This is a genomic window from Pseudomonas sp. FSL R10-2964 (assembly GCF_009600035.1).
GTDB classification, from domain to species: Bacteria; Pseudomonadota; Gammaproteobacteria; order Pseudomonadales; family Pseudomonadaceae; genus Aquipseudomonas; species Aquipseudomonas bubulae.
In genome coordinates this window covers 17,796-40,587 of sequence record NZ_WIWH01000032.1, presented here as the reverse complement: position 1 = coordinate 40,587, position 22,792 = coordinate 17,796, and the positions used below count along the sequence as shown (strand labels likewise).

Below are 22,792 nucleotides of genomic sequence, written 5' to 3'. Positions count from 1 at the left end.
TTGCTCGCGATGGCATCACCCTGGTTTGCCTGAAGCACCGCGTCGCCCGAATCGCGAGCAAGCCCGCTCCCACACTGGGGGGTGCCCGGCAGCTCATCGCCCCGCTAACCCCCTGAATTACAAGGCATGGCCCCCTTGCCTGCAAAAAAAATCAAAATAAACCTCAAGCAACCTGCGTTTACGACGATAACCATTACGAAGGTTCTCTAGGCCACACCCGGCGGTTGCCAGGGCCGGAAGCCGCAGTATTCATCCAATGAGGATTTCGTCATGGCTTTATCAGTAAACACTAACGTCACGTCCCAGACCGTTCAGAAGAACCTGAACAAAGCCGGCGACTCGTTGAGCACCTCGATGACCCGTCTGTCTTCCGGTCTGAAAATCAACAGCGCCAAAGACGACGCTGCCGGCATGCAGATCGCCAACCGTCTGACTTCCCAGACCAAAGGCATGACCGTTGCCATCGCCAACGCCAACAACGGCTCCTCGATCGCGCAGACCGCTGAAGGCGCGATGCAGGAATCGACCAATATTCTGCAACGTTTGCGTGAACTGGCCCTGCAGTCCGCGAACGGTGATAAAAGCGACGCCGACCGTGCGTCCCTGCAACAAGAATTTACTGCGAAAACCGGTGAACTGACCCGTATCGCACAAACCACCACTTTCGGTGGTCGTAACCTGCTGGATGGCTCGTTCACCAACCAGTCTTTCCAGATCGGTGCTGACGCTAACCAGACCATTTCGTTTGGTATGACTGATATCAGCGCTACTGGTTTGAAGGGGTCTTACAGTGAAGCGTCGGTGAATGGCGCTGCGATGACAAATCTGTCGGCTTCATCTGTTGGTAGCGCGCTGTCGACTGCTACTACCACGACTACTACTCGTACTGTTACTTCTGCTGTAGGAACTGGCGCGCAAGTTACTAAGCTGCAGACGGCGGGTACTTCCGACATTCTTGAGACCGATAAAATTACCGTTAACGGTAAGGCGGTCGCGCTGACAGATGGCATGAAAGGTGAGGCTCTGGCTGCTGCAATCACCAAGGCTGATAGCACCGTTCAGGCCTCATGGAGTGAAACAGACGGCAAATTGACGCTGACTTCCTCTTCTGCCATCACTATGGGGGGGGCAAACATTGACAAGGCCGGTCTGAGTGCCACACCAATTCTGACAACGACTGGTGCCGTAGCCACAGGTGCTGCTGTTAATACCCTGAAAGCTACTGGTGGTGGCGCATCAGTCATGGCGAGTACAGACGATATAACGGTTAACGGCAAGAAGATTACTGTATCTAACGGCATGACCGGTGCGGCCCTGGCTACATCTATCTCTAATGCCGGTGCAAACGTTGTGGCAACTTTTGATGAGGGTACAGGTGTTATGAGCCTTACCTCACCTGCCGCAATCGTCGTAGGTGGTGCTGACGCGGCAAAATCCGGTCTGACCGCTACTTCGGCCAACACCACAGCGAACACCACCACGACGCCTAAAGCAGCCGGTTCTGCCATGGGTACCGCGGGCGAGATCGCAATCAACGGCAAGTCCGTTTCGTGGACCAAGACTAACACCGTTTCTCAAGTCATCGACAAGATGAGCGCGATTGAAGGCATCAAGTCCGCTACCTTCAACTCTGAAGGCCGTGTTGAACTGACCTCCACCGATGGCAATGACATCAAGCTGACCAACACCGCTGGCGGCTCGCTGGCTCAGTTGGGTCTGTCGGCTGGCACTTCCCAAGCCAAACTGACCGCTGACACCTCGATCGAACTGAACGGCGTTGAAGTCAAGTTCAAGAAGGGCGACACCACCGACACCATCGTATCCTCGATCAACAGCGCCAGCACCGGCGTGACTGCCAGCAAAAACACTGACGGTACCTTGAAGTTGTTCTCCAACAAGGACATTACCGTCAAGGACGGCGCTGCAGGTACAGGCCTGACTGCATTGGGTCTGACTCCGGCAGCTGGCAAAACTGACACCACGACTGCAACCACCGTAGAAACCACCGTTTCCGACCTGAGCATCCTGTCCGCCGCTGACTCCCAGCGTACCGTCCAGGCTCTGGCTGACGCGATCCAGCAGATCGACACCCAACGTTCCGCCCTGGGTGCCGTACAAAACCGTTTCACCAGCACCGTGGCCAACCTGCAGAGCATTTCCGAGAACTCCACCGCTGCACTGGGTCGTGTTCAGGATACTGACTTCGCATCCGAAGCCGCCGAGCTGACCAAGCAGCAAACCCTGCAACAGGCATCCACCGCGATCCTGTCCCAGGCTAACCAGCTGCCTTCCGCTGTCATGAAACTGCTTCAGTAATTTCAGCGCTGGGTTGAGAACAAAAGGGCGCGTTTACGTGCCCTTTTGTTTTTTCAGCATTTACTGCTTGAAGGTGGCACGAATTGTGAAGCTGCCTGCAGTCTTGGCACTTGCTTCGTCAATAAAGCGGTAGCCACCGGACAAGGAGAATACAGATGGCCAGTTCTACGATTACCGGCGTCGGTTCGGGTTTTGACACCATCGGGATTGTGAAAGCCTTGGTTGATGCTGAAAAAGCACCCAAGCAAAGCCAGATTACCGCGCAACAAAAAGACACCACCATTCAGCTGTCCGCCGTGGGCACGGTGAAAGCGTCGCTGGAAAGCTATCGCACAGCCATTGCCAAGCTCAACAGCGTCTCCAGTTTCAACGGTTTGACCGCTTCGTCCACGGACGAGAAAATTTCCAAGGTCACCATCGATGACAAGGCTTCCAGCGGCAAGTACGTGCTGAACGTCACTCAGTTGGCAACTTCTTCCAAAATCACCAGCAAGGTGTTTGAAGGTGGCGCGTCGGCGTCGGTCAACTCCAGCGAGCAAGACCAGACCCTGACCATTTCCCAGTCCGGTGACAGCTATGACGTCAAGATCCCGGCTGGCGCGACCATGCAGCAGACTCGCGATGCCATCAACACCCAGCTGCAGTCCAAGGGCATCAGCGCCAACGTGCTGACAGACGCCAACGGTTCGCGTCTGGTGATCGGCTCGCAGACCACGGGCAAGGGCACCGATATCACCATCAGTGGCGATTCGGAGCTGGCCACTGGCTATAGCGCCGGTAAACCGCCGGTGAATGCCGAATACACCATCGATGACATTGCCATGGAATCGTCGAGCAATACGGTCACCTCTGCCATCAGCGGCGTGACCCTGGAGCTGCTCGATACCAAAGCCTCCACCATTACCGTGGCCTCCAATACCGACACCCTGAAGACCTCGGTGCAGTCGTTTGTCACGGCCTACAATGCGCTGCTGACCAGCATCAATACTCAGACCAAGGTCACCGCCACCGGTGACGCGGCAACCACCACCTCGGGCGCCCTGACCGGTGATGCGTCGATGCGCCAGCTGGTCAACGGCCTGCGCGGCGAGTTATTGCAAAACTCCGGGACTTCGAGTGTTGGTAACCTGGCGCAAATGGGCATCAGCACCGACCAGAAAACCGGCCTGCTGACCCTCGATGACACCAAGTGGAAAGCCGCGGTGGCAACCCCCAATGGTGCTATCGAGATTGCCAAGGTGTTTACCGGTGACACCGGCCTGATCACGCGCATGACCAAGGCCACCGAGAGTTATGTCGGCAGTTCGGGTCTGCTGGCCACCCGCGCCACCGATCTGAACACCAAGCTCACCGACCTGACCACCCAGCAGGCGGACCTGGACCGGCGCATGGAGTCGATGAAAACCACCCTGACTGCCAAGTACACGGCCATGGATGGTTTGATCGCCAAAATCAACGCCAGCAGTTCCAGCATCATGACCACGCTCAATTCCTTGAATAACCCTAAATCCGACTGATTTGCCGCGCCCTGGCCGCTAAAGCTTTGGGCGCTGCAGTCGATAAAAAGATCAAGAACCAAGCATTTTTGCCTGACACCGTAATGAGGTAGAAACATGAACCCGATGCGCGCCCTTCGTCAGTATCAGAAGGTTAATTCCCACGCTCAAATTTCCGAAGCCAGCCCCCATCGTCTGATTCAGATGCTGATGGAAGGCGGCCTGGACCGTATGGCCCAGGCCAAGGGCGCGATGAGCCGTGGTGATATCCCGCAGAAGGCCATGCTGATTACCAAGGCCATCGATATCATCACCGGCCTGCGTCAGGGCCTGGATGAAGAAAAGACCGATGACAAGGCCGCGCTGGAGCAACTGGACAGCCTGTACGAGTACATGGCCGTGCGCCTGACCCTGGCCAATGCCAAGAACGACCCGGAAATCATCGATGAAGTGGCGCGCCTGCTGATCACTGTAAAAAGTGGTTGGGATGCCATCGCCCCGCAATAAGCCAGAGGAGTGCGTCATGAGCCAACTGCAACGTATTCAGGAAACCCGCGAAGCGCTGATTGATGCCCTGGCCGAGCGCAACTGGGATGCCATCGGCGAGCTGGATTCGGCCTGCCGGGTGTGTGTCGAGAATGTGCTGGACGAAGCGCCACTGGACGAGGCTGTTTTGCGCGAAAATCTGGAGGGGTTATTGGTGGTGTATCGCATGTTGCTGGAGGCGGCTACTGATGAGCGCCAGGCGGTCGTTGAGCAGATGGGGCAGATCAACCAAGCAAAAAACGCGTCAAAGGTTTACCATCTATTCGGTTAAGGCCTAAAGAATATGTGGTTAATTGCGTTTTAAACCGCCATAAATTTGACTCGGCACAGTTTTTTGACTTAACTAGCACGTTATTCTGTATTCAGTCGTCTTAGATATCCAACAGGGTTAGGACGTCTACATATGTCCTGCCATCCGGGGCATTGAGTTGACTAGGGAAGTTGCTATTGCATGTGGCGTGAAACCAAAATCCTGCTGATCGATGACGATAGCGTCCGCCGCCGTGATTTGGCGGTGATCCTGAATTTTCTTGGCGAAGAAAATCTGACCAGCCCCAGCCACGAATGGGAGCAGGCTGTCAGTGCCTTGCCGTCCAGTCGCGAAGTGCTTTGCGTGCTGGTCGGCACCGTGAGTACTGCCGGTGGCCTATCAGGACTGCTTAAGACACTGGCCGCGTGGGATGAGTTCCTGCCGATCATGCTTTTAGGTGAAGTTTCTTCTCTCGACCTGCCTGAAGACCAGCGCCGCCGGGTGTTGTCCAGCCTCGAAATGCCCCCCAGCTACAGCAAATTGCTTGATTCCCTGCACCGTGCCCAGGTCTATCGCGAGATGTATGACCAGGCCCGCGAGCGCGGCCGTCATCGCGAGCCCAACCTGTTCCGCAGTCTGGTCGGTACCAGCCGGGCGATCCAGCATGTGCGCCAGATGATGCAGCAAGTGGCCGATACCGATGCCAGCGTGCTGATCCTCGGTGAGTCCGGCACCGGCAAGGAAGTGGTGGCGCGCAACCTGCACTACCACTCCAAGCGTCGCGATGCGCCGTTTGTGCCGGTCAACTGTGGGGCGATTCCTGCCGAGCTGCTGGAAAGTGAGCTGTTTGGCCATGAGAAGGGCGCTTTTACCGGGGCCATCACCAGCCGTGCCGGGCGTTTTGAGCTGGCCAATGGCGGCACCCTGTTCCTCGACGAAATCGGCGATATGCCGCTGCCGATGCAGGTCAAGCTGTTGCGTGTGTTGCAGGAACGTACATTTGAGCGTGTGGGCAGCAACAAGACCCAGTGTGCCGATGTGCGGATCATTGCCGCCACCCACAAAAACCTTGAAAGCATGATTGAAGTCGGGGCCTTCCGCGAAGACCTGTACTACCGCCTCAACGTATTCCCGATTGAAATGGCACCGCTGCGTGAGCGGGTCGAAGATATTCCGTTGCTGATGAACGAGCTGATTTCGCGCATGGAGCACGAAAAACGCGGTTCGATCCGCTTCAATTCCGCCGCCATCATGTCGTTGTGCCGTCATGCATGGCCGGGCAACGTTCGCGAACTGGCCAACCTGGTGGAGCGCATGGCGATCATGCATCCGTACGGGGTGATTGGCGTTGTTGAGCTGCCGAAAAAATTCCGCTACGTGGATGACGAGGACGAGCAACTGGTCGACAGCCTGCGCAGCGATATGGAAGAGCGTGTGGCGATCAACAATGCCACTACCGACTTCGTGGCCAGTGCCAACGCGATGCTGCCGCCAGAAGGGCTGGACCTCAAGGATTACCTTGGCGGGCTGGAGCAGGGTCTGATCCAGCAGGCGCTCGACGACGCCAACGGTATTGTGGCGCGTGCGGCAGAACGCTTGCGTATTCGTCGTACGACCCTGGTCGAGAAAATGCGCAAGTACGGCATGAGCCGTCGCGAAGGTGAAGAGCAGGCGGATGATTGACGCGTGACTTTGTGGGAGCGGGCTTGCTCGCGATAGCATCACCGCGTTATTCCTGACACTGCGAGGCGCCCAAATCGCGAGCAAGCCCGCTCCCACATAAGCCGGGGCTGGCATAGCGGTTCGCTTGTGTTAGCTATTCAGGCACGGGTATTGCTTCGCTTGGTGTAACGGACCGTTTTATGACGGTCAGCCCAGCGAGTACGCCCCATGCCTCAAGCCGCCGTCCAGTTGTCCTCGGCCCCCGATCCCTACAGTCTGCTGGAAGCCCGCGTCTCGGAGCTGACCGGCGAGCTGGCAGTGGTCAGTGCGCAGCGCATGGCCGAGCTTGCAGAGAAAGAGCGGCTGGCCAATCGCTTGCAACACCTGCTCGATCTGCTCCCAGGCGGGATCATCGTGATTGATGATCGTGGTCGCGTGCGCGAGGCCAACCCCGCAGCCTGCGAGCTGTTGGGCCTGCCGCTGGAAGGCGAGTTGTGGCGCCATGTGATTGCCCGCTGTTTTGCACCTCGGGAAGACGACGGCCACGAAGTATCGCTCAAGGACGGTCGGCGCCTGTCGATTGCCACCCGTTCGCTTGACCCTGAGCCCGGGCAACTGGTGTTGCTCAATGACCTGACAGAAACCCGGCGCCTGCAAGACCAGCTCGCCCGCCATGAGCGCCTGTCGTCTCTGGGGCGCATGGTTGCTTCCCTGGCCCACCAGATTCGTACGCCGCTGTCGGCGGCGTTGATCTACGCCAGTCATCTCACCGAGCAGGCGCTGCCGGTGGAAACCCAGCAGCGCTTCGCCGGGCGTCTCAAGGAGCGCCTGCACGAGCTGGAGCATCAGGTGCGCGACATGCTGGTGTTTGCGCGTGGCGAACTGCCGCTTACGGACAGGGTCACCCCCAAAGTATTGATGCAGGCCCTGCAAGCCGCCGCGCAAACCCATGTGCAGGGTGTGGCGATCCGCTGGCAGTGCGATGCCTACACGGGGCAGTTGCTGTGCAATCGCGACACCCTGGTCGGCGCGCTGCTCAACCTGATCGAAAACGCCCTGCAAGCCGGTACGCCACAGGTGCGGCTCAAGGTGCATCTGTATCGCCGCGACAACAGTTTAAGGGTGTGTGTCAGCGACAACGGCAGTGGCATTGAGCCGCAAGTGCTGGCGCGCCTGGGCGAGCCGTTTTTCACCACCAAGGCCACTGGTACAGGTCTGGGCCTCGCGGTGGTCAATGCCGTGGTGCGTGCGCACCAGGGGCAATTGCAATTACGTTCGCGGCTGGGGCGTGGCACCTGTGCCTTGCTCAGCTTGCCGCTGATTCCCGTTGTAGCGGAGGCAAACTGATGGTGATGCGAATTAACGTGCTGTTGGTCGAGGACGACCATGCGTTGCGTGAGGCCCTGGCAGACACACTGTTGCTGGCAGGTCACGGTTTTCGCGCCGTCTGTTCGGGGGAAGAAGCCCTGGCTGCGGTGATGCTGGAGCCGTTCAGCCTGGTGATCAGTGACGTCAATATGCCCGGTATGGATGGCCATCAGTTGCTGGCCCGCCTGCGCGCCTGCCAGCCGCAATTGCCGGTGCTGCTGATGACGGCTCACGGTGCGGTGGAGCGGGCGGTGGATGCCATGCGTGAAGGGGCGGTGGATTATCTGGTCAAGCCGTTCGAGCCCAAAGCCTTGCTCGATCTGGTGGCCCGCCATGCTCTGGGCAGCCTCGGCGTGGCCGACAGCGAAGGGCCGGTGGCGGTGGAACCGGCCAGCGCACAGTTGCTGGAGCTGGCGGCACGGGTGGCGCGCAGTGATGCCACGGTACTGATCTCGGGCGAGTCGGGCACTGGCAAAGAGGTGCTGGCCCGTTATATCCACCAGCATTCCCATCGGGTGGATCGGCCGTTTGTGGCGATCAATTGTGCGGCGATCCCCGACAATATGCTCGAGGCGACCCTGTTTGGTCATGAAAAAGGCGCCTTCACCGGCGCCATTGCCGCCCAGGCTGGCAAGTTCGAGCAGGCTGATGGCGGCACCTTGCTGCTGGATGAAATTTCCGAAATGCCCTTGGGTTTGCAGGCCAAGCTGCTGCGCGTATTGCAAGAGCGCGAAGTTGAGCGGGTGGGCGGGCGCAAGCCGGTTGCGCTGGATATCCGTGTTGTCGCCACCACCAACCGCGACCTGGCGGGGGAGGTGACAGCGGGGCGTTTTCGCGAAGATCTGTACTACCGCCTTTCGGTTTTCCCCCTGGCCTGGAGGCCGTTGCGTGAGCGCATCGCCGATATCCTACCGCTGGCAGAGCGGCTGCTGGCCAAACACATCAGCAAAATGAAGCACACTGCTGTAGGGTTTTCGCCCGATGCCAAGGCGTGCCTGAGTGCATACCCGTGGCCGGGCAACGTGCGCGAACTGGATAACGCGATTCAACGGGCGTTGATCTTGCAGCAGCACGGTGTGATCGAGGCGGCAGATTTTTGCCTGGCCGGGCCTGTGGCCTGTGCACCTTTGCCGCCATTGACGCGTCCTGAGCCGCTGGCGGTGGAAGTTGTGGAGTCGGCGGGCGGCTTGGGCGATGATCTGCGCCGGCGTGAGTTTCAGATGATTATCGACACCTTGCGTGCCGAGCGCGGGCGACGCAAGGAAGCTTCCGAGCGTCTGGGCATCAGCCCGCGCACCTTGCGCTACAAGCTGGCGCAAATGCGTGATGCGGGGATGGATGTTGAGGCTTATTTGTTTGCTGCCACCTGAGAGCGTCACTAAACCCCTGTGGGAGCGGGCTTGCCCGCGAAGGCATCACCGCGCAGCGCCTGATTCACCGTGTCGATTAAATCGCGGGCAAGCCCGCTCCCGCAGGGGCAGGTGTTATCCTTGTCTGCGACGTTTTGTAACGTTAATTGTTATAAAACGGCAAGGAGCTGGCACCCTTGTTGCTACACCTCAATATGCGCTGTGAAAGTGTCAAAAAAATGCGGGTCGTCGGAGGCACTGGTCCATGAGCCAAGGTATTGAATTTAATCGATTGATGTTGGACATGCGGGCCATGCAGATGGACGCCATGGCACAACCGAAATCGGCTGTGCAGGCCGCTCCCGAAGCGGGTGCCAGCAGCTTCTCCGACATGCTCGGTAATGCGATCAACAAGGTCAGCGAAACCCAGCAGGCGTCGAGTCAGCTGTCCAACGCGTTCGAGATCGGTAAAAGCGGTGTCGACCTGACTGACGTGATGATCGCCTCCCAGAAGGCCAGCGTTTCCTTTCAGGCCTTGACCCAAGTACGTAACAAGCTGGTTCAGGCTTACCAAGACATCATGCAGATGCCGGTTTAAGGGCGATATCAAGTCATGGCAGATGCACTCCCGGATAACGTTCCGGCCAAAGCAGGCGCAGGCGGCAAACCGCTGTTTGGCCTGACCTTTCTCGACAATCTGGGCGACATGACCATGCTGCGTCAGGTCGGCCTGATGGTCGGTCTGGCGGCGAGCGTGGCGATCGGTTTTGCCGTGGTGCTGTGGTCCCAGCAACCCGACTACCGGCCGCTGTACGGCAGCCTGGCCGGTATGGATGCCAAGCAGGTCATGGAAACCCTGGCCGCTGCAGACATTGCCTACACCGTCGAACCTAATTCTGGCGCCTTGCTGGTCAAGGCCGATGACGTCTCCCGTGCCCGCCTCAAGCTGGCCGCCGCAGGCGTGACGCCCACCGACGGCAATATCGGTTTCGAGATTCTCGACAAGGACCAGGGCCTGGGCACCAGCCAGTTTATGGAGGCCACACGCTATCGTCGTGGGCTTGAAGGCGAGCTGGCACGGACCATTTCCAGCCTCAACAACGTCAAGGGCGCGCGGGTTCACCTGGCCATTCCGAAAAGCTCGGTGTTTGTCCGTGATGAGCGCAAACCCAGCGCTTCGGTACTGGTAGAGCTGTACTCGGGCCGCTCGCTGGAGCCTGGGCAGGTGCTGGCGATCGTCAACCTGGTGGCTACCAGCGTGCCCGAGTTGAGCAAGTCGCAGATCACCGTGGTCGACCAAAAAGGCAATCTGCTGTCGGATCAGGGTGAAAATTCCGAGCTGACCATGGCCGGCAAGCAGTTCGACTACAGTCGCCGCATGGAAGGCATGCTTACCCAGCGCGTGCACAACATTCTGCAGCCGGTGCTGGGCAATGACCGCTACAAGGCCGAAGTGTCGGCCGATGTTGATTTCAGCGCGGTCGAGTCTACCTCCGAGCAGTTCAACCCCGACCAGCCAGCCCTGCGCAGCGAGCAATCGACCAGCGAGCAGCGCACTGCCAGCAACGGCCCGCAAGGTGTGCCGGGGGCCCTGAGCAATCAACCGCCGAGCCCGGCCAGCGCACCGCAGCAAACCGGCCAGGGAGCTGCTGGCGGGGCGGGCATGATCCAGCCGGGCCAGCCGTTGCTTGATGCCAACGGCCAGCAAATCATGGATCCGGGCACCGGCCAGCCAATGCTGGCGCCGTACCCGGCCGACAAACGTTCGCAGTCGACCCGCAACTTCGAGCTTGACCGCTCCATCAGCCACACCAAACAGCAGCAGGGCAGGGTCAATCGCCTGTCGGTGGCGGTGGTGATCGACGACAAGATCAGCGTCAACCCGGCCAACGGTGAAATCACCCAGGTGCCATGGACCACCGATCAGCTGGCGCGCTTTACCCGTCTGGTGCAGGACGCCGTGGGCTTCGATGCCAGCCGTGGCGACAGCGTCAGCGTGATCAATGTGCCGTTCTCCACCGAGCGGGGTGAAGTGATTGCCGATATCCCGTTCTATTCCCAGCCCTGGTTCTGGGATGTGGTCAAGCAAGTGCTCGGCGTGCTGTTCATTCTGGTGCTGGTGTTCGGTGTGTTGCGCCCGGTGCTCAACAACATCACCGGTCACGGCCGCAACAAGCAGGTGGCCGGTATTGGCAGTGATGCCGAGATGGGCGGCCTGGGCGGTCTGGATGGCGAGCTGGCCAACGACCGTGTCAGCCTTGGCGGCCCGCAAAGCATCATGTTGCCAAGCCCCAGCGAAGGCTATGACGCGCAGTTGAATGCAATCAAGAGTCTGGTCGCAGAAGATCCGGGCCGTGTGGCCCAGGTAGTAAAAGAGTGGATCAATGCCGATGAGTGATAACCGCGCCGCCGCCAACGCCAAGTTGACCCGGGTCGACAAGGCCGCCATTTTGCTCCTGTCGCTGGGCGAATCCGATGCCGCCCAGGTGCTGCGCCATATGGGCCCCAAGGAGGTCCAGCGGGTGGGTGTGGCGATGGCGCAGATGCGCAACGTGCACCGCGAGCAGGTCGAGCAGGTGATGAGCGAATTCGTCGAGATCGTCGGCGACCAGACCAGCCTCGGCGTGGGCTCGGACAGCTACATCCGCAAAATGCTCACCTCGGCCCTGGGCGAAGACAAGGCCAACGGCCTGATCGACCGCATCCTGCTGGGTGGCAATACCAGCGGCCTGGATAGCCTCAAGTGGATGGAACCGCGTGCCGTTGCCGATGTGATCCGCTTTGAGCACCCGCAAATCCAGGCCATTGTGGTGGCTTACCTCGACCCTGACCAGGCGGGTGAAGTGCTCGGCCACTTTGACCAGAAGGCGCGCCTCGACATCATCCTGCGGGTCTCGTCGCTCAACACCGTGCAACCGGCGGCGCTCAAGGAGCTTAACCAGATCCTCGAGAAGCAGTTCTCCGGCAACTCCAACGCGGCGCGTACCTCCCTGGGTGGGGTCAAGCGCGCGGCCGATATCATGAACTTCCTCGACAGCTCGATGGAAGCGCAGTTGATGGACTCGATCCGGGATATCGACGAAGACCTTTCGGGTCAGATCGAAGACCTCATGTTCGTGTTCAACAACCTGGCCGATGTCGACGACCGCGGTATCCAGGCGTTGCTCCGGGAAGTGTCCTCTGACGTACTGGTACTGGCGCTCAAGGGCTCCGACGAGAACGTGCAGGAAAAGATCTTCAAGAACATGTCCAAGCGTGCCGCCGAATTGCTGCGCGACGATCTGGAAGCCAAAGGCCCGGTGCGCGTCAGCGATGTCGAGACTGCGCAGAAGGAAATCCTCACCATCGCCCGCCGTATGGCCGAAGCCGGAGAAATTGCTCTCGGCGGGAAGGGCGGCGAAGAGATGATCTAAGTGAGCAGCGGCGAAACCCCCGGTGATGTAATCCGTGCCAAGGATGTCGGTGCTTTTGATGTCTGGGGTCTGCCCAGCTTCGATCCGTGGCGCGAGCCCGAAGCAGAGCCCGAACCCGAGCCGGTTGAAGAACTGCCCGAGATGGAAGAGGTGCCGCTGGAAGAAGTCCAGCCGTTGACCCTTGAAGAGCTCGAAAGCATTCGCCAGGAGGCCTACAACGAAGGCTTCGCCACGGGTGAGAAAGAAGGTTTTCATAGCACCCAGCTCAAGGTTCGCCAGGAAGCCGAAGTGGCCCTGACGGCCAAGGTTGCCAGCCTCGAGCGCCTGATGGGCAGCCTGCTGGCACCGCTTGCCGAGCAGGATCAGCAGCTTGAGAAAGCCATGATCGGGCTGGTTGAGCACATGACCCGGCAAGTGATCCAGCGCGAGCTGAAAACCGATTCGAGCCAGATCGGGCAAGTGCTGCGCGAGGGTTTGAAGCTGTTGCCGATGGGCGCCGAGAATATTCGCCTGTTTATCAATCCGCAGGACTTTGACCAGATCAAGGCCCTGCGTGAGCGTCATGACGAGCAATGGCGGATTGTCGAAGACGACAGCCTGCAACCGGGAGGCTGTCGCATTGAAACCGAGCACAGCCGCATCGATGCCAGTATCGAAACACGGATCAAGCAGGCCATGAGCCAGTTGCTTGACCAGCTCCACGAACAGGTACTGCACCCGGCGGCGCCTGATATCGACATCGATCTTGATGCACCTTAAGCGCACCAGTTTTGCCAAGCGCCTGGGCAGCTACGCTCCGGCGGTGTCCTTGCCGGTGCAGCCGGTGGTTGAAGGGCGCCTGCTGCGCATGGTCGGTCTGACCCTGGAGGCCGAAGGCCTGCGCGCGGCCATGGGCAGCCGTTGCCTGGTGATCAACGACGACAGCTTTCACCCGGTAGAAGTCGAAGCTGAGGTGATGGGCTTTAGTGGCAGTAAAATTTTTCTGATGCCCGTAGGCAGTGTCGCCGGCATTGCGCCGGGCGCCCGAGTGGTGCCGCTGGCCGATAATGGTCGCCTGCCGATGGGCATGAGCATGCTCGGGCGGGTGCTCGATGGCGCCGGCCGTGCGCTGGACGGCAAGGGGCCGATGAAGGCCGAAGACTGGGTGCCGCTGGACGGCCCCACCATCAACCCGCTCAAGCGCGACCCCATCAGCGTGCCGCTGGACGTGGGCATTCGCAGCATCAACGGTTTATTGACGGTGGGTCGCGGCCAGCGTCTGGGCCTGTTTGCCGGTACAGGGGTGGGCAAGAGTGTGTTGTTGGGCATGATGACTCGCTTTACCGAGGCCGACATTATCGTGGTGGGCCTTATCGGCGAGCGGGGCCGTGAGGTAAAGGAATTTATCGAACATATCCTGGGGGCCGAAGGCATCAAGCGTTCGGTGGTGGTGGCATCGCCTGCCGATGATGCGCCCTTGATGCGTTTGCGCGCGGCGATGTATTGCACGCGGATTGCCGAATACTTTCGCGACAAGGGCAAGAACGTCCTGTTGCTGATGGACTCCCTGACCCGATTCGCCCAGGCCCAGCGGGAAATCGCCCTGGCCATTGGCGAGCCGCCCGCGACCAAGGGCTATCCGCCGTCGGTGTTTGCCAAGCTGCCCAAATTGGTGGAGCGCGCCGGCAACGCCGAGGCCGGGGGTGGTTCGATCACTGCGTTTTACACCGTGCTGTCTGAAGGGGATGACCAGCAGGACCCGATTGCCGATTCGGCGCGGGGCGTGCTCGACGGTCATATTGTGTTATCCCGCCGATTGGCCGAAGAGGGCCATTACCCGGCCATCGATATTGAAGCATCCATCAGCCGGGTCATGCCCTCGGTGGTCAGTGAAGAACATATGCGCCGCGCCCAGCAGTTCAAGCAGCTGTGGTCGCGCTTCCAGCAGGCGCGGGACTTGATCAGCGTGGGCGCCTATGTGCCGGGCGGCGATCGCGAGACCGATACCGCCATTGCCCTGCAACCGGCGATGGTGGGGTATCTGCGCCAGGGGTTGAACGACAATATCAGCCTGGCCGAGAGCGGCGCTCATCTGGGCAGTATCTTCGCCCCGGCAGCCGGAGGTTAATCGGCCATGGCCAGTGACAACAGGGCTTCGCGTCTGGCGCCGGTGGTGGACATGGCGGAAAAGACCGAGAAGGCTGCGGCCCAGCGTCTGGGACACTTCCAGGGGCAGGTCAACCTGGCCAACAGCAAACTGGGTGATCTGGAAAACTTTCGCGGGGAATACCAGGCGCAATGGGTTGACCGCGGCAGCCAGGGAGTCACGGGCCAATGGCTGCGTAACTATCAGTACTTCCTCGGCCAGTTGGAAACCGCCGTTGGCCAGCAGCGTCAAAGCCTGGTGTGGCATCAGAACAATCTCGACAAGGCCCGCGAGACCTGGCAACAGGCCTATGCCCGGGTCGAGGGGCTGCGCAAACTGGTACAGCGCTACGCCGACGAAGCGCGCCAGCTGGAAGACAAGCGCGAGCAAAAGCTGATGGACGAACTGTCCCAGCGCTTGCCGCGCAAAGACGTGTACTGATCGCGTACGTCCTCTGCATCCCGTAGCAGCTGCTACGGGTATTGGCCTGCGGCGGTGCTCACAGAAGCGTCTATAGTTGCACTGACTATCTCGGGAGCAATTCACATGGCAGTGACATCTGAAGTCTCGGCAGATGGCAGTAAGCTGACGATCGCCATCAAGGGCCGGTTCGACTTTGCCAAGCACCAGGAATTTCGTGACGCTTACGAAGAACTCAGCCCCGCGCCCGCCTGCGTAGTGGTGGATTTGAAGGATGCCACCTATCTCGACAGCTCGGCCCTGGGCATGCTGCTGCTGTTGCGTGAGCATGTCGGCGGTGATGATTCTGACATTCGCGTGGTCAACAGCAGCCCGGATGTGCGCAAGATTCTGGGCGTTTCCAATTTCGACAAGTTGTTCGATATCAATTGAGCGGCTCGATGCAGCGCCTGCGCAGGCTGCAGCAAACGATAGTGCAGCAGCGCGACCAGATCGCCCGGCACAACGACTACTTGCTTAACGAACAGCGGGTGGCCAAGGCTGTGTTTGACCGGGTGGCGCACTCAGGCTGTCTCGATGCCCCCAATATCCGTTATCTGCAATCGCCCTATGCCTTGTTCAATGGCGATTTGCTGTTGGCCGCCTATACGCCCTCAGGCGATACCCATCTGCTGCTCGCCGACTTTACCGGCCACGGTTTGCCTGCGGCGATTGGTGCCATGCCTCTGGCCGAGGTGTTCTACAGCATGACGGCCAAGGGCTACGGGTTGGCGGAAATACTCAGGGAAATGAACGCCAAGCTTAAACGTATCCTCCCCGTGGACATGTTCTGTTGCGCCGCGTTGCTGTGTGTGAGCGCCCAGCGGCGCTGCGTCGAAGTCTGGAATGGCGGTATGCCCGATGGCTATTTGCAAGCGGCACTCAGCGGTCAGCGCACGGCACTGACCTCGCAGCACTTGCCGTTGGGTGTCTTGCGCGCCGAAGTGTTTGACCATGCCACCCAGGTGTTGCCGATGCTGCCCGGTGATCAGGTGTTTTTACTGACCGACGGTGTGATCGATACCTGTGGCCCCAATCAGCAATTGTTCGGGGTTGAGCGCCTGGAGCGGGTGCTGGATGCCAATCGGCATCCGTTGCAACTGATTGCCGAGGTCGAACAGGCTTTGCGGGATTTTCAGGGGCAGGCCCGGGATGATGTGAGCATGGTGCAGATCACTTCACAGCTGCCGGCTTTTTTGGGGGTGCCGGCGATTGTCTATTCCGACAGTGGCCAATGCAGCCCGCGGGACTGGTCGGCCAGCTTCGAGTTTCGGGCGCCCAGCCTGCAGCAGTTCAATCCACTGCCTTACGTGTTGCAGTTGCTGATGGAAGTCCACGGGCTGCGCGCCCAGGGGCCGGTGATTCATGCGGTGCTTGCCGAGCTCTACAGCAATGCCCTGGAGCACGGGGTGTTGGGCCTCGATTCACGGCTCAAGCGCGATACAGGGGGCTTTGCCCATTACTATCAGCAGCGCAAGGAGCGTCTGGCAACGCTCAAGTACGGGTTTGTACGGTTCTCGTTGCAAGTCGAGCCGATCGGCGAAAGCGGTCGCCTGCTGATCCAGGTAGAAGACAGTGGTGCGGGTTTTGATGTTGCCAGGGTGATGGCCAGGCCACTGGATTTAGACCGTCTGTCGGGACGCGGGGTGAGCCTGGTGCGTCAGCTCTGCCCTGCAGCACGTTGGGCACCTGATGGTCGTAGCGCGACCGTGGAGTTTTCGTGGGGGGGTCTGGCATAATCCGCTCATTCTTGATCAAGGAGTGAGCAAGTGTCAGACATTCATATGGACCCGAAAGTGGTCAATGCGTTGCGAGACGTGATGGAGGGAGGGTTTGCCGACCTGCTGGACACCTTCCTCTCCGACTCCGAAGAGCGTCTTGGCCAACTGCACAACGCCCGCGAGGCTTGCGACCTGACGCTGGTTGCCCATAGTTTCAAAGGCAGCAGCAGCAATATGGGTGCCATTCGCTTGGCACATTTGTGCGGCCTGCTTGAAGAGCGTGCGCAAAAGAAGCAACTGGCCGAAATCCAGGAGCTGGTGATCAAAATCGACGATGAATACCAGATGGTCCGGCGCCTGTATCGCGCCGAGCGCCAGCGTTCGGTATCGCCGCATTTTGTATCCCGCTGACTGTGCACTAAAGCTGGCCCGAACCTTGCTGTGACTCTCTGACCTGTACCCATGCCAGCCGTACAGTGGAGAGCCGTTAATGCCCGTTGCTGCCCAAACCCTGCTTCTGACACCTGCCGCCGCAGCCCCTAAAGCCTCGGCGAGCAGTCCTGTGCAGCCTGCCAAGGCTGATGCGCAGCCTTTTGCAAAGGTCTATGCCCAGGCAGCCGACCCGGCGCCAGCCGTTGCCGGTAGCGGCAACCCCTTGCCTGCCGGCAAGACGGAAGACGCAGTCAGCACTGATCAGGATGACAGTACTGACAAGCCGGGCGATGACGTGGCAACGGCCGATCCGCTAGCCACGCAGCCGGTGGTGCCAGTGCCGGTGCCGGCTGTTGAGGCTGCGCCGCCCGCGCAACCGGCCACCCCTGAGGTGCAAGTGGCACAACTGGCGGCCCAGGCACCGCCACCGCTGGCGGCCGACGACGACACCTTCGATCCTCAAGCCGATCCTCTGGACGCAATGCCTGCCGTGCGCCTGGCGATGGAGCAGGGCGGGCATGTCTCGGCCAGTAGCCAGTCCCCGGTCAAAACTCCATCAAGCGACGCCGCTCCTGCCGCAGCCCAGGGGCAGGCCAGCGGGATAGCCATGCTGGTCGATGATAAAAGCGATGACTCGACCACTGGTGAAGGGGGCGAGAAATCCTTTAAAGGCCTGGTCGATGAGGGTCTCAAGGACCTGAAAAGCGCCTCCAGCGATACCCGTGTGGATGACTTCGCCAACCGCCTGGCGGCGCTGACCCAGGCGGCGGTGCCGAAAACTACCAATGCGCTGCCGGTCAACCAGCCGTTGGCCATGCATCAGAGCGGCTGGTCCGAAGAAGTTGTAAACCGCGTGATGTACCTCTCCAGCGCCAACCTCAAATCAGCCGATATCCAGCTGGAGCCTGCCGAGCTGGGGCGTCTGGATATTCGGGTCAATATTGCGGCTGACCAGTCGGCGCAGGTCAACTTTGTGAGTGGCCACGCCGGTGTGCGTGAGGCGCTGGACAGTCAGATGCACCGCTTGCGCGAAATGCTCGCTCAGCAGGGCATGGGCCAGGTGGACGTCAACGTGTCGGATCAGCAGCGCAACTGGCAAGGCCAGCAGGGCCAGGAGCAACAGGCCCGTAGCGGTGGCGGTGGCCAGCGACTGGACAGCCTTGTTGATGACGAGCCGGTGGAAGTGGCTGCGGTTGCGCCAAGCGTGGTGCTGGGCTCCAGCGCGGTGGATTACTACGCGTAAGCGCTAGCACTAAAACACCTGTAGATACTCTGTTGCAGGTCAAGCCCTATTGTGGGAGCGAGCCTTCGCCAGCTGCTACGCAATTTGAATTGGCGTGAAGCCTTCGATCCCTCCACTTCTGGCATAACACTTGCTCTGCCTACCCTCGGCACCTGTGAAAACCGAAAAGTGACGGATTATTGGCATGGCGACGAGCGACGCAGTAAAAGACCCCGCCGTTAAAGGCAAACTCAAGCTGATTATCCTGATCGTCGTGGCTGTGCTGCTGGCAATTGGCCTGTCTGTTGGCGCCACCTGGTATTTCATGCACAGCCCCAAGAGCGAAGCTGTGCCGCAAGCTGACGTGAACGTCAAGCTGCCTGCCCTCTATGAACCGATGGCCCCGGCCTTTGTGGTCAATTTCAACGCCAATGGCCGTCAGCGCTATATGCAAGTCAGTGTGACCCTGCAAGCACGCGACCCTGCCGATCTCAAGGCGCTGATGGTGCATATACCGGTGATTCGCAACAACCTGGTGATGCTGTTTTCCGGGCAGACCTTTGACGACCTCGCCACACCGGTTGGCCAGGAAATATTGCGCCAGAAAACCACTGCCAGCGTGCAGGAAGTTGCGCAAAAAGAACTCGGCAAAGTGGTTATCGATCAGGCGCTCTTTACTAACTTTGTATTGCAGTAGGATCACGACATGGCCGTGCAAGACCTGCTGTCCCAGGATGAGATTGACGCGCTGCTGCATGGCGTCGATGACGGTCTGGTACAGGCCGAAACCGCTGCCGAGCCCGGCAGTGTCAAAAGCTACGACCTGACCAGTCAGGATCGTATTGTCCGGGGTCGCATGCCGACCCTGGAAATGATCAACGAGCGTTTTGCCCGTTACACCCGCATCAGCATGTTCAACCTGTTGCGCCGCTCGGCGGATGTGGCGGTGGGCGGGGTGCAGGTGATGAAGTTCGGCGAGTACGTGCATTCGCTGTATGTGCCCACCAGTCTCAACCTGGTCAAAATCAAGCCGCTGCGCGGAACGGCGCTGTTTATCCTCGACGCCAAGCTGGTGTTCAAGCTGGTGGACAACTTTTTTGGCGGCGATGGCCGTCACGCCAAGATCGAAGGCCGTGAATTCACCCCCACCGAATTGCGCGTGGTACGCATGGTGCTGGAGCAGGCCTTTATCGACTTGAAGGAAGCCTGGCAGGCGATCATGGAAGTCAATTTCGAGTACATCAACTCTGAAGTTAACCCGGCCATGGCCAATATCGTCGGGCCCAGCGAAGCCATTGTGGTGTCGACCTTCCATATCGAACTCGACGGCGGTGGCGGCGACCTGCATGTGACCATGCCGTACTCGATGATCGAACCGGTGCGCGAAATGCTCGACGCCGGTTTCCAGTCCGACCTCGACGACCAGGACGAACGCTGGAGCAAGGCCCTGCGCGAAGACGTGCTCGACGTCAGTGTGCCGCTGAGCGCCACCGTGGCCCGCCGCCAGTTACGCCTGCGCGATATTTTGCATATGCAGCCCGGCGACGTGATCCCCATCGAGCTGGAGGATGAACTGGTGATGCGCGCCAATGGCGTGCCGTCATTCAAGGTCAAACTGGGCTCGCACAAAGGCAATCTGGCCTTGCAAGTGGTTGAGCCCATCGGTCGGCGCTAGGCGCCTGGCCACAAGAATTTGCTGTGCTAATGATTGAATGCCCGCCGAGGACACCCCCATGGCTAACGAACACGATACAACCGCTGCAGACCAGGCGCTGGCTGATGAATGGGCAGCTGCGCTGGAAGAAACCGGCGATGTTGGCCAGGCCGATATCGATGCGCTACTGGCGGCCGATGCGGCAACCAAGCCCTCTTCCAGCCGACTGCCGATGGAAGAATTCGGCAGTGTGCCGCGCAACAACCAGCCGGTGACCCTGGATGGCCCCAACCTCGACGTGATTCTGGATATTCCGGTGTCGATCTCCATGGAAGTGGGAAGTACCGACATCAATATCCGCAACCTGCTGCAACTCAATCAGGGCTCGGTGATCGAGCTGGACCGTCTGGCAGGCGAACCACTGGATGTGCTGGTCAACGGCACCCTGATTGCCCACGGTGAAGTGGTGGTGGTCAACGAGAAGTTCGGCATCCGCCTGACCGACGTGATCAGCCCAAGTGAACGCATCAAGAAGCTGCGCTGAATGAAACGGCTACTTGGCGGTTTACTGGGCTTGCCCTTGAGTGTGCTGGCGGCCGAGCCGGTGGTTGCGACCGCAGCGGTTCCGGTGGCTGGCGCCAGTGTTGGCGGGCAGTTGACCCAGCTGGTACTGGGTCTGCTGCTGGTGCTGGGGCTGATTTTTGCCCTGGCCTGGTTGCTGCGCCGTGTACAGCAGGCGGGCCCGCGCCAGGGCCAGGTGATCGAACTGATCAGCTCCCGGGCCCTGGGCGCGCGGGACCGGCTGGTGCTGGTGCAGGTGGGCAATGAACAGATCCTGCTCGGTCTTACGCCGGGCCGGATCACCCCGCTGCATGTGCTCAAGGAGCCGGTGCAGGTGCCGGGTAGTGCGCAACCGGCCACCCCCGAGTTTGCCAAGCGCCTGATGGAAATACTCGGTCAGCAAAAGGACAAGCCTTGATGCGTTTTGTAGTCGCGCTGTTGTTGGCACTGGCCGCGCCATTGGCATTCGGGGCTGACCCGTTGTCGATTCCGGCGATAACCCTGGGCACCGGGGCCAATGGTCAGCAGGAGTACTCGGTCAGCCTGCAAATCCTGCTGATCATGACTGCGCTGAGCTTTATTCCGGCATTTGTCATGTTGATGACCAGCTTTACGCGGATCATCATTGTGTTTTCGATCCTGCGCCAGGCCCTGGGCTTGCAACAAACCCCCTCGAACCAGATCCTTACCGGCATGGCGCTGTTTTTGACCCTGTTTATCATGGCGCCGGTTTTCGATCGGGTAAACAACGACGCCTTGCAGCCCTATCTGGCCGAAAAGCTCACGGCCCAGGATGCGATCCTCAAGGCTGAAGTGCCGATCAAGGACTTTATGCTGGCGCAGACCCGCAGCAGCGACCTTGAGCTGTTTATGCGCCTGTCCAAACGTACCGATATCGCCACCCCGGATGCCGCACCCCTGACCATTCTTGTGCCGGCGTTTGTCACCTCGGAGCTTAAAACCGCCTTCCAGATCGGTTTTATGATCTTTATTCCGTTTCTGATTATCGACCTGGTAGTGGCCAGTGTGCTGATGGCGATGGGCATGATGATGCTCTCGCCACTGATCATCTCGTTGCCGTTTAAAATCATGCTGTTTGTACTGGTGGATGGCTGGGCGCTGATTATCGGCACCCTGGCCAGCAGTTTCGGCGGAGTTTGACCCCATGACCCCAGAAGTCGCGGTAGACCTGTTTCGCAGTGCGTTGTGGCTGACCACCCTGATGGTTGCCGTGCTGGTAATACCCAGCTTGCTGGTGGGGTTGCTGGTGGCGATGTTCCAGGCCGCGACCCAGATCAACGAACAGACCCTGAGCTTCCTCCCACGCTTGCTGGTGATGCTGGTCACCCTGATCGTGGCCGGGCCGTGGCTGGTGCAGACCTTTATGGAATACATCCTGCAGTTGTACGGCAGCATTCCGCAGTTGATCGGCTAAATGTCGCTGCTCGCCCTGACAGACGCGCAGATCAGTACCTGGGTCGCCAGCTTTATGCTGCCGCTATTCCGGGTGGGCGCGCTGCTGACCACCATGCCGATCATCGGCACCACCCTGGTGCCCAAACGCATCAAGTTGTTTTTGTCCCTGGCGATTACCCTGGCAATCATGCCCAGCCTGCCGCCGTTGCCCGCCGTCAACCCGCTGGATCTCAGTGGCCTGATGCTGATTGCCGAGCAAATCGTCATCGGTGCGTTACTGGGGTTTGCATTGCAGCTGTTTTTTCATGCGTTCGTGGTCGCCGGGCAAATTGTCGCGATCCAGATGGGCATGGGCTTTGCGTCCATGGTCGACCCGGCCAACGGGGTCAACGTGGCAGTAATCGGGCAGTTTTTCACCATGCTGGTGACCTTGCTGTTTTTGTCCATGAATGGCCATCTGGTTGTATTTGAAGTGTTGACCGAGAGCTTCACCACCTTGCCGGTGGGCGGTGGCTTGTTGCCCAACCACTACTGGGAAATCGCCAATAAACTCGGCTGGGTGCTGGGTGCGGCGTTGCTTCTGGTACTGCCGGCGATCACTGCGCTGCTGGTGGTCAACATTGCCTTCGGCGTAATGACCCGGGCCGCGCCGCAACTGAATATCTTTGCCATCGGTTTTCCGCTGACCCTGGTGCTGGGCATGGTGATCCTGTGGATCAGCATGGCGGACATTCTCAACCAGTATCAACCGCTGGCCTCTGAGGCCCTGCAGTTTTTACGTGATCTTGCGCAGGCCAGATAG

24 protein-coding genes are annotated in these 22,792 nt (G+C 59.6%); all 24 read left to right on the top strand.

All coding sequences use genetic code 11. The features are described from left to right. The first annotated feature begins 270 nt into the window (after positions 1–270). A complete protein-coding gene (locus GHN92_RS17595; RefSeq protein WP_133143739.1) occupies positions 271–2,316 on the top strand; it encodes a flagellin in 2,046 nt (681 codons plus the stop codon). Positions 2,317–2,471: 155 nt separating this feature from the next. Then, on the top strand, positions 2,472–3,833 hold the full coding sequence (fliD, locus tag GHN92_RS17590; RefSeq protein ID WP_153380672.1) for a flagellar filament capping protein FliD: 1,362 nt from the start codon (positions 2,472–2,474) through the stop codon (positions 3,831–3,833). A gap of 96 nt (positions 3,834–3,929) precedes the next feature. Continuing rightward, positions 3,930–4,319, top strand: coding sequence for a flagellar export chaperone FliS (gene fliS, locus GHN92_RS17585; protein WP_016781581.1), 390 nt, complete (start codon positions 3,930–3,932; stop codon positions 4,317–4,319). Between the two features lie 16 nt (positions 4,320–4,335). After that, positions 4,336–4,629 (top strand): flagellar protein FliT, encoded by a 294-nt coding sequence (locus GHN92_RS17580; RefSeq protein ID WP_095002618.1) that lies wholly within the window; start codon positions 4,336–4,338, stop codon positions 4,627–4,629. Between the two features lie 180 nt (positions 4,630–4,809). Further along, the gene (locus GHN92_RS17575) at positions 4,810–6,291 is read left to right on the top strand and encodes a sigma-54 dependent transcriptional regulator (RefSeq protein ID WP_095002617.1); all 1,482 of its coding nucleotides are present in this window, start codon (positions 4,810–4,812) and stop codon (positions 6,289–6,291) included. Between the two features lie 207 nt (positions 6,292–6,498). After that, a complete protein-coding gene (locus GHN92_RS17570; RefSeq protein ID WP_095002616.1) occupies positions 6,499–7,617 on the top strand; it encodes a PAS domain-containing sensor histidine kinase in 1,119 nt (372 codons plus the stop codon). Positions 7,618–7,622: 5 nt separating this feature from the next. Beyond that, entirely contained in the window at positions 7,623–9,008 is a 1,386-nt protein-coding gene (locus GHN92_RS17565) for a sigma-54 dependent transcriptional regulator (RefSeq protein WP_133143766.1), read from the top strand. A 244-nt stretch (positions 9,009–9,252) separates the two neighbouring features. Next, positions 9,253–9,585 carry a flagellar hook-basal body complex protein FliE gene (gene fliE, locus GHN92_RS17560; protein WP_016781577.1) on the top strand — a complete coding sequence of 111 codons (333 nt, stop codon included), beginning with the start codon at positions 9,253–9,255 and terminating at the stop codon, positions 9,583–9,585. Between the two features lie 15 nt (positions 9,586–9,600). Continuing rightward, positions 9,601–11,385, top strand: coding sequence for a flagellar basal-body MS-ring/collar protein FliF (gene fliF / locus GHN92_RS17555; protein ID WP_095002615.1), 1,785 nt, complete (start codon positions 9,601–9,603; stop codon positions 11,383–11,385). Continuing rightward, entirely contained in the window at positions 11,378–12,400 is a 1,023-nt protein-coding gene (gene fliG, locus GHN92_RS17550) for a flagellar motor switch protein FliG (protein ID WP_083369860.1), read from the top strand. The genes fliF and fliG overlap by 8 nt, the downstream gene beginning before the upstream one ends. Further along, positions 12,401–13,159 carry a flagellar assembly protein FliH gene (gene fliH / locus GHN92_RS17545; RefSeq protein ID WP_095024151.1) on the top strand — a complete coding sequence of 253 codons (759 nt, stop codon included), beginning with the start codon at positions 12,401–12,403 and terminating at the stop codon, positions 13,157–13,159. After that, positions 13,149–14,507 carry a flagellar protein export ATPase FliI gene (gene fliI, locus GHN92_RS17540; RefSeq protein WP_095002613.1) on the top strand — a complete coding sequence of 453 codons (1,359 nt, stop codon included), beginning with the start codon at positions 13,149–13,151 and terminating at the stop codon, positions 14,505–14,507. Before fliH ends, fliI begins: the two co-directional genes overlap by 11 nt. 6 nt (positions 14,508–14,513) lie before the next feature. Next, on the top strand, positions 14,514–14,966 hold the full coding sequence (gene fliJ, locus GHN92_RS17535) for a flagellar export protein FliJ (protein ID WP_095002612.1): 453 nt from the start codon (positions 14,514–14,516) through the stop codon (positions 14,964–14,966). A 105-nt stretch (positions 14,967–15,071) separates the two neighbouring features. Next, on the top strand, positions 15,072–15,377 hold the full coding sequence (locus tag GHN92_RS17530) for an STAS domain-containing protein (protein WP_095002611.1): 306 nt from the start codon (positions 15,072–15,074) through the stop codon (positions 15,375–15,377). A gap of 8 nt (positions 15,378–15,385) precedes the next feature. Continuing rightward, the gene (locus GHN92_RS17525) at positions 15,386–16,723 is read left to right on the top strand and encodes an ATP-binding SpoIIE family protein phosphatase (RefSeq protein WP_095018908.1); all 1,338 of its coding nucleotides are present in this window, start codon (positions 15,386–15,388) and stop codon (positions 16,721–16,723) included. Between the two features lie 30 nt (positions 16,724–16,753). After that, positions 16,754–17,116 (top strand): Hpt domain-containing protein, encoded by a 363-nt coding sequence (locus GHN92_RS17520; protein WP_095002609.1) that lies wholly within the window; start codon positions 16,754–16,756, stop codon positions 17,114–17,116. 79 nt (positions 17,117–17,195) lie between these two features. Then, positions 17,196–18,380 carry a flagellar hook-length control protein FliK gene (locus GHN92_RS17515; RefSeq protein ID WP_095018907.1) on the top strand — a complete coding sequence of 395 codons (1,185 nt, stop codon included), beginning with the start codon at positions 17,196–17,198 and terminating at the stop codon, positions 18,378–18,380. Positions 18,381–18,564: 184 nt separating this feature from the next. Further along, positions 18,565–19,056, top strand: coding sequence for a flagellar basal body-associated protein FliL (gene fliL / locus GHN92_RS17510; protein ID WP_153380670.1), 492 nt, complete (start codon positions 18,565–18,567; stop codon positions 19,054–19,056). Positions 19,057–19,065: 9 nt separating this feature from the next. Continuing rightward, positions 19,066–20,034 carry a flagellar motor switch protein FliM gene (gene fliM / locus GHN92_RS17505; RefSeq protein WP_019828822.1) on the top strand — a complete coding sequence of 323 codons (969 nt, stop codon included), beginning with the start codon at positions 19,066–19,068 and terminating at the stop codon, positions 20,032–20,034. 58 nt (positions 20,035–20,092) lie between these two features. Further along, positions 20,093–20,557 carry a flagellar motor switch protein FliN gene (gene fliN / locus GHN92_RS17500; RefSeq protein WP_095002606.1) on the top strand — a complete coding sequence of 155 codons (465 nt, stop codon included), beginning with the start codon at positions 20,093–20,095 and terminating at the stop codon, positions 20,555–20,557. Further along, positions 20,558–20,992 (top strand): flagellar biosynthetic protein FliO, encoded by a 435-nt coding sequence (fliO, locus tag GHN92_RS17495; RefSeq protein WP_095018905.1) that lies wholly within the window; start codon positions 20,558–20,560, stop codon positions 20,990–20,992. It abuts the gene before it with no gap. Further along, positions 20,992–21,735 (top strand): flagellar type III secretion system pore protein FliP, encoded by a 744-nt coding sequence (gene fliP / locus GHN92_RS17490; RefSeq protein ID WP_133143737.1) that lies wholly within the window; start codon positions 20,992–20,994, stop codon positions 21,733–21,735. The genes fliO and fliP overlap by 1 nt, the downstream gene beginning before the upstream one ends. 4 nt (positions 21,736–21,739) lie before the next feature. Beyond that, on the top strand, positions 21,740–22,009 hold the full coding sequence (gene fliQ, locus GHN92_RS17485; RefSeq protein ID WP_095002603.1) for a flagellar biosynthesis protein FliQ: 270 nt from the start codon (positions 21,740–21,742) through the stop codon (positions 22,007–22,009). Next, positions 22,010–22,792 carry a flagellar biosynthetic protein FliR gene (gene fliR / locus GHN92_RS17480; RefSeq protein ID WP_095002602.1) on the top strand — a complete coding sequence of 261 codons (783 nt, stop codon included), beginning with the start codon at positions 22,010–22,012 and terminating at the stop codon, positions 22,790–22,792. It abuts the gene before it with no gap.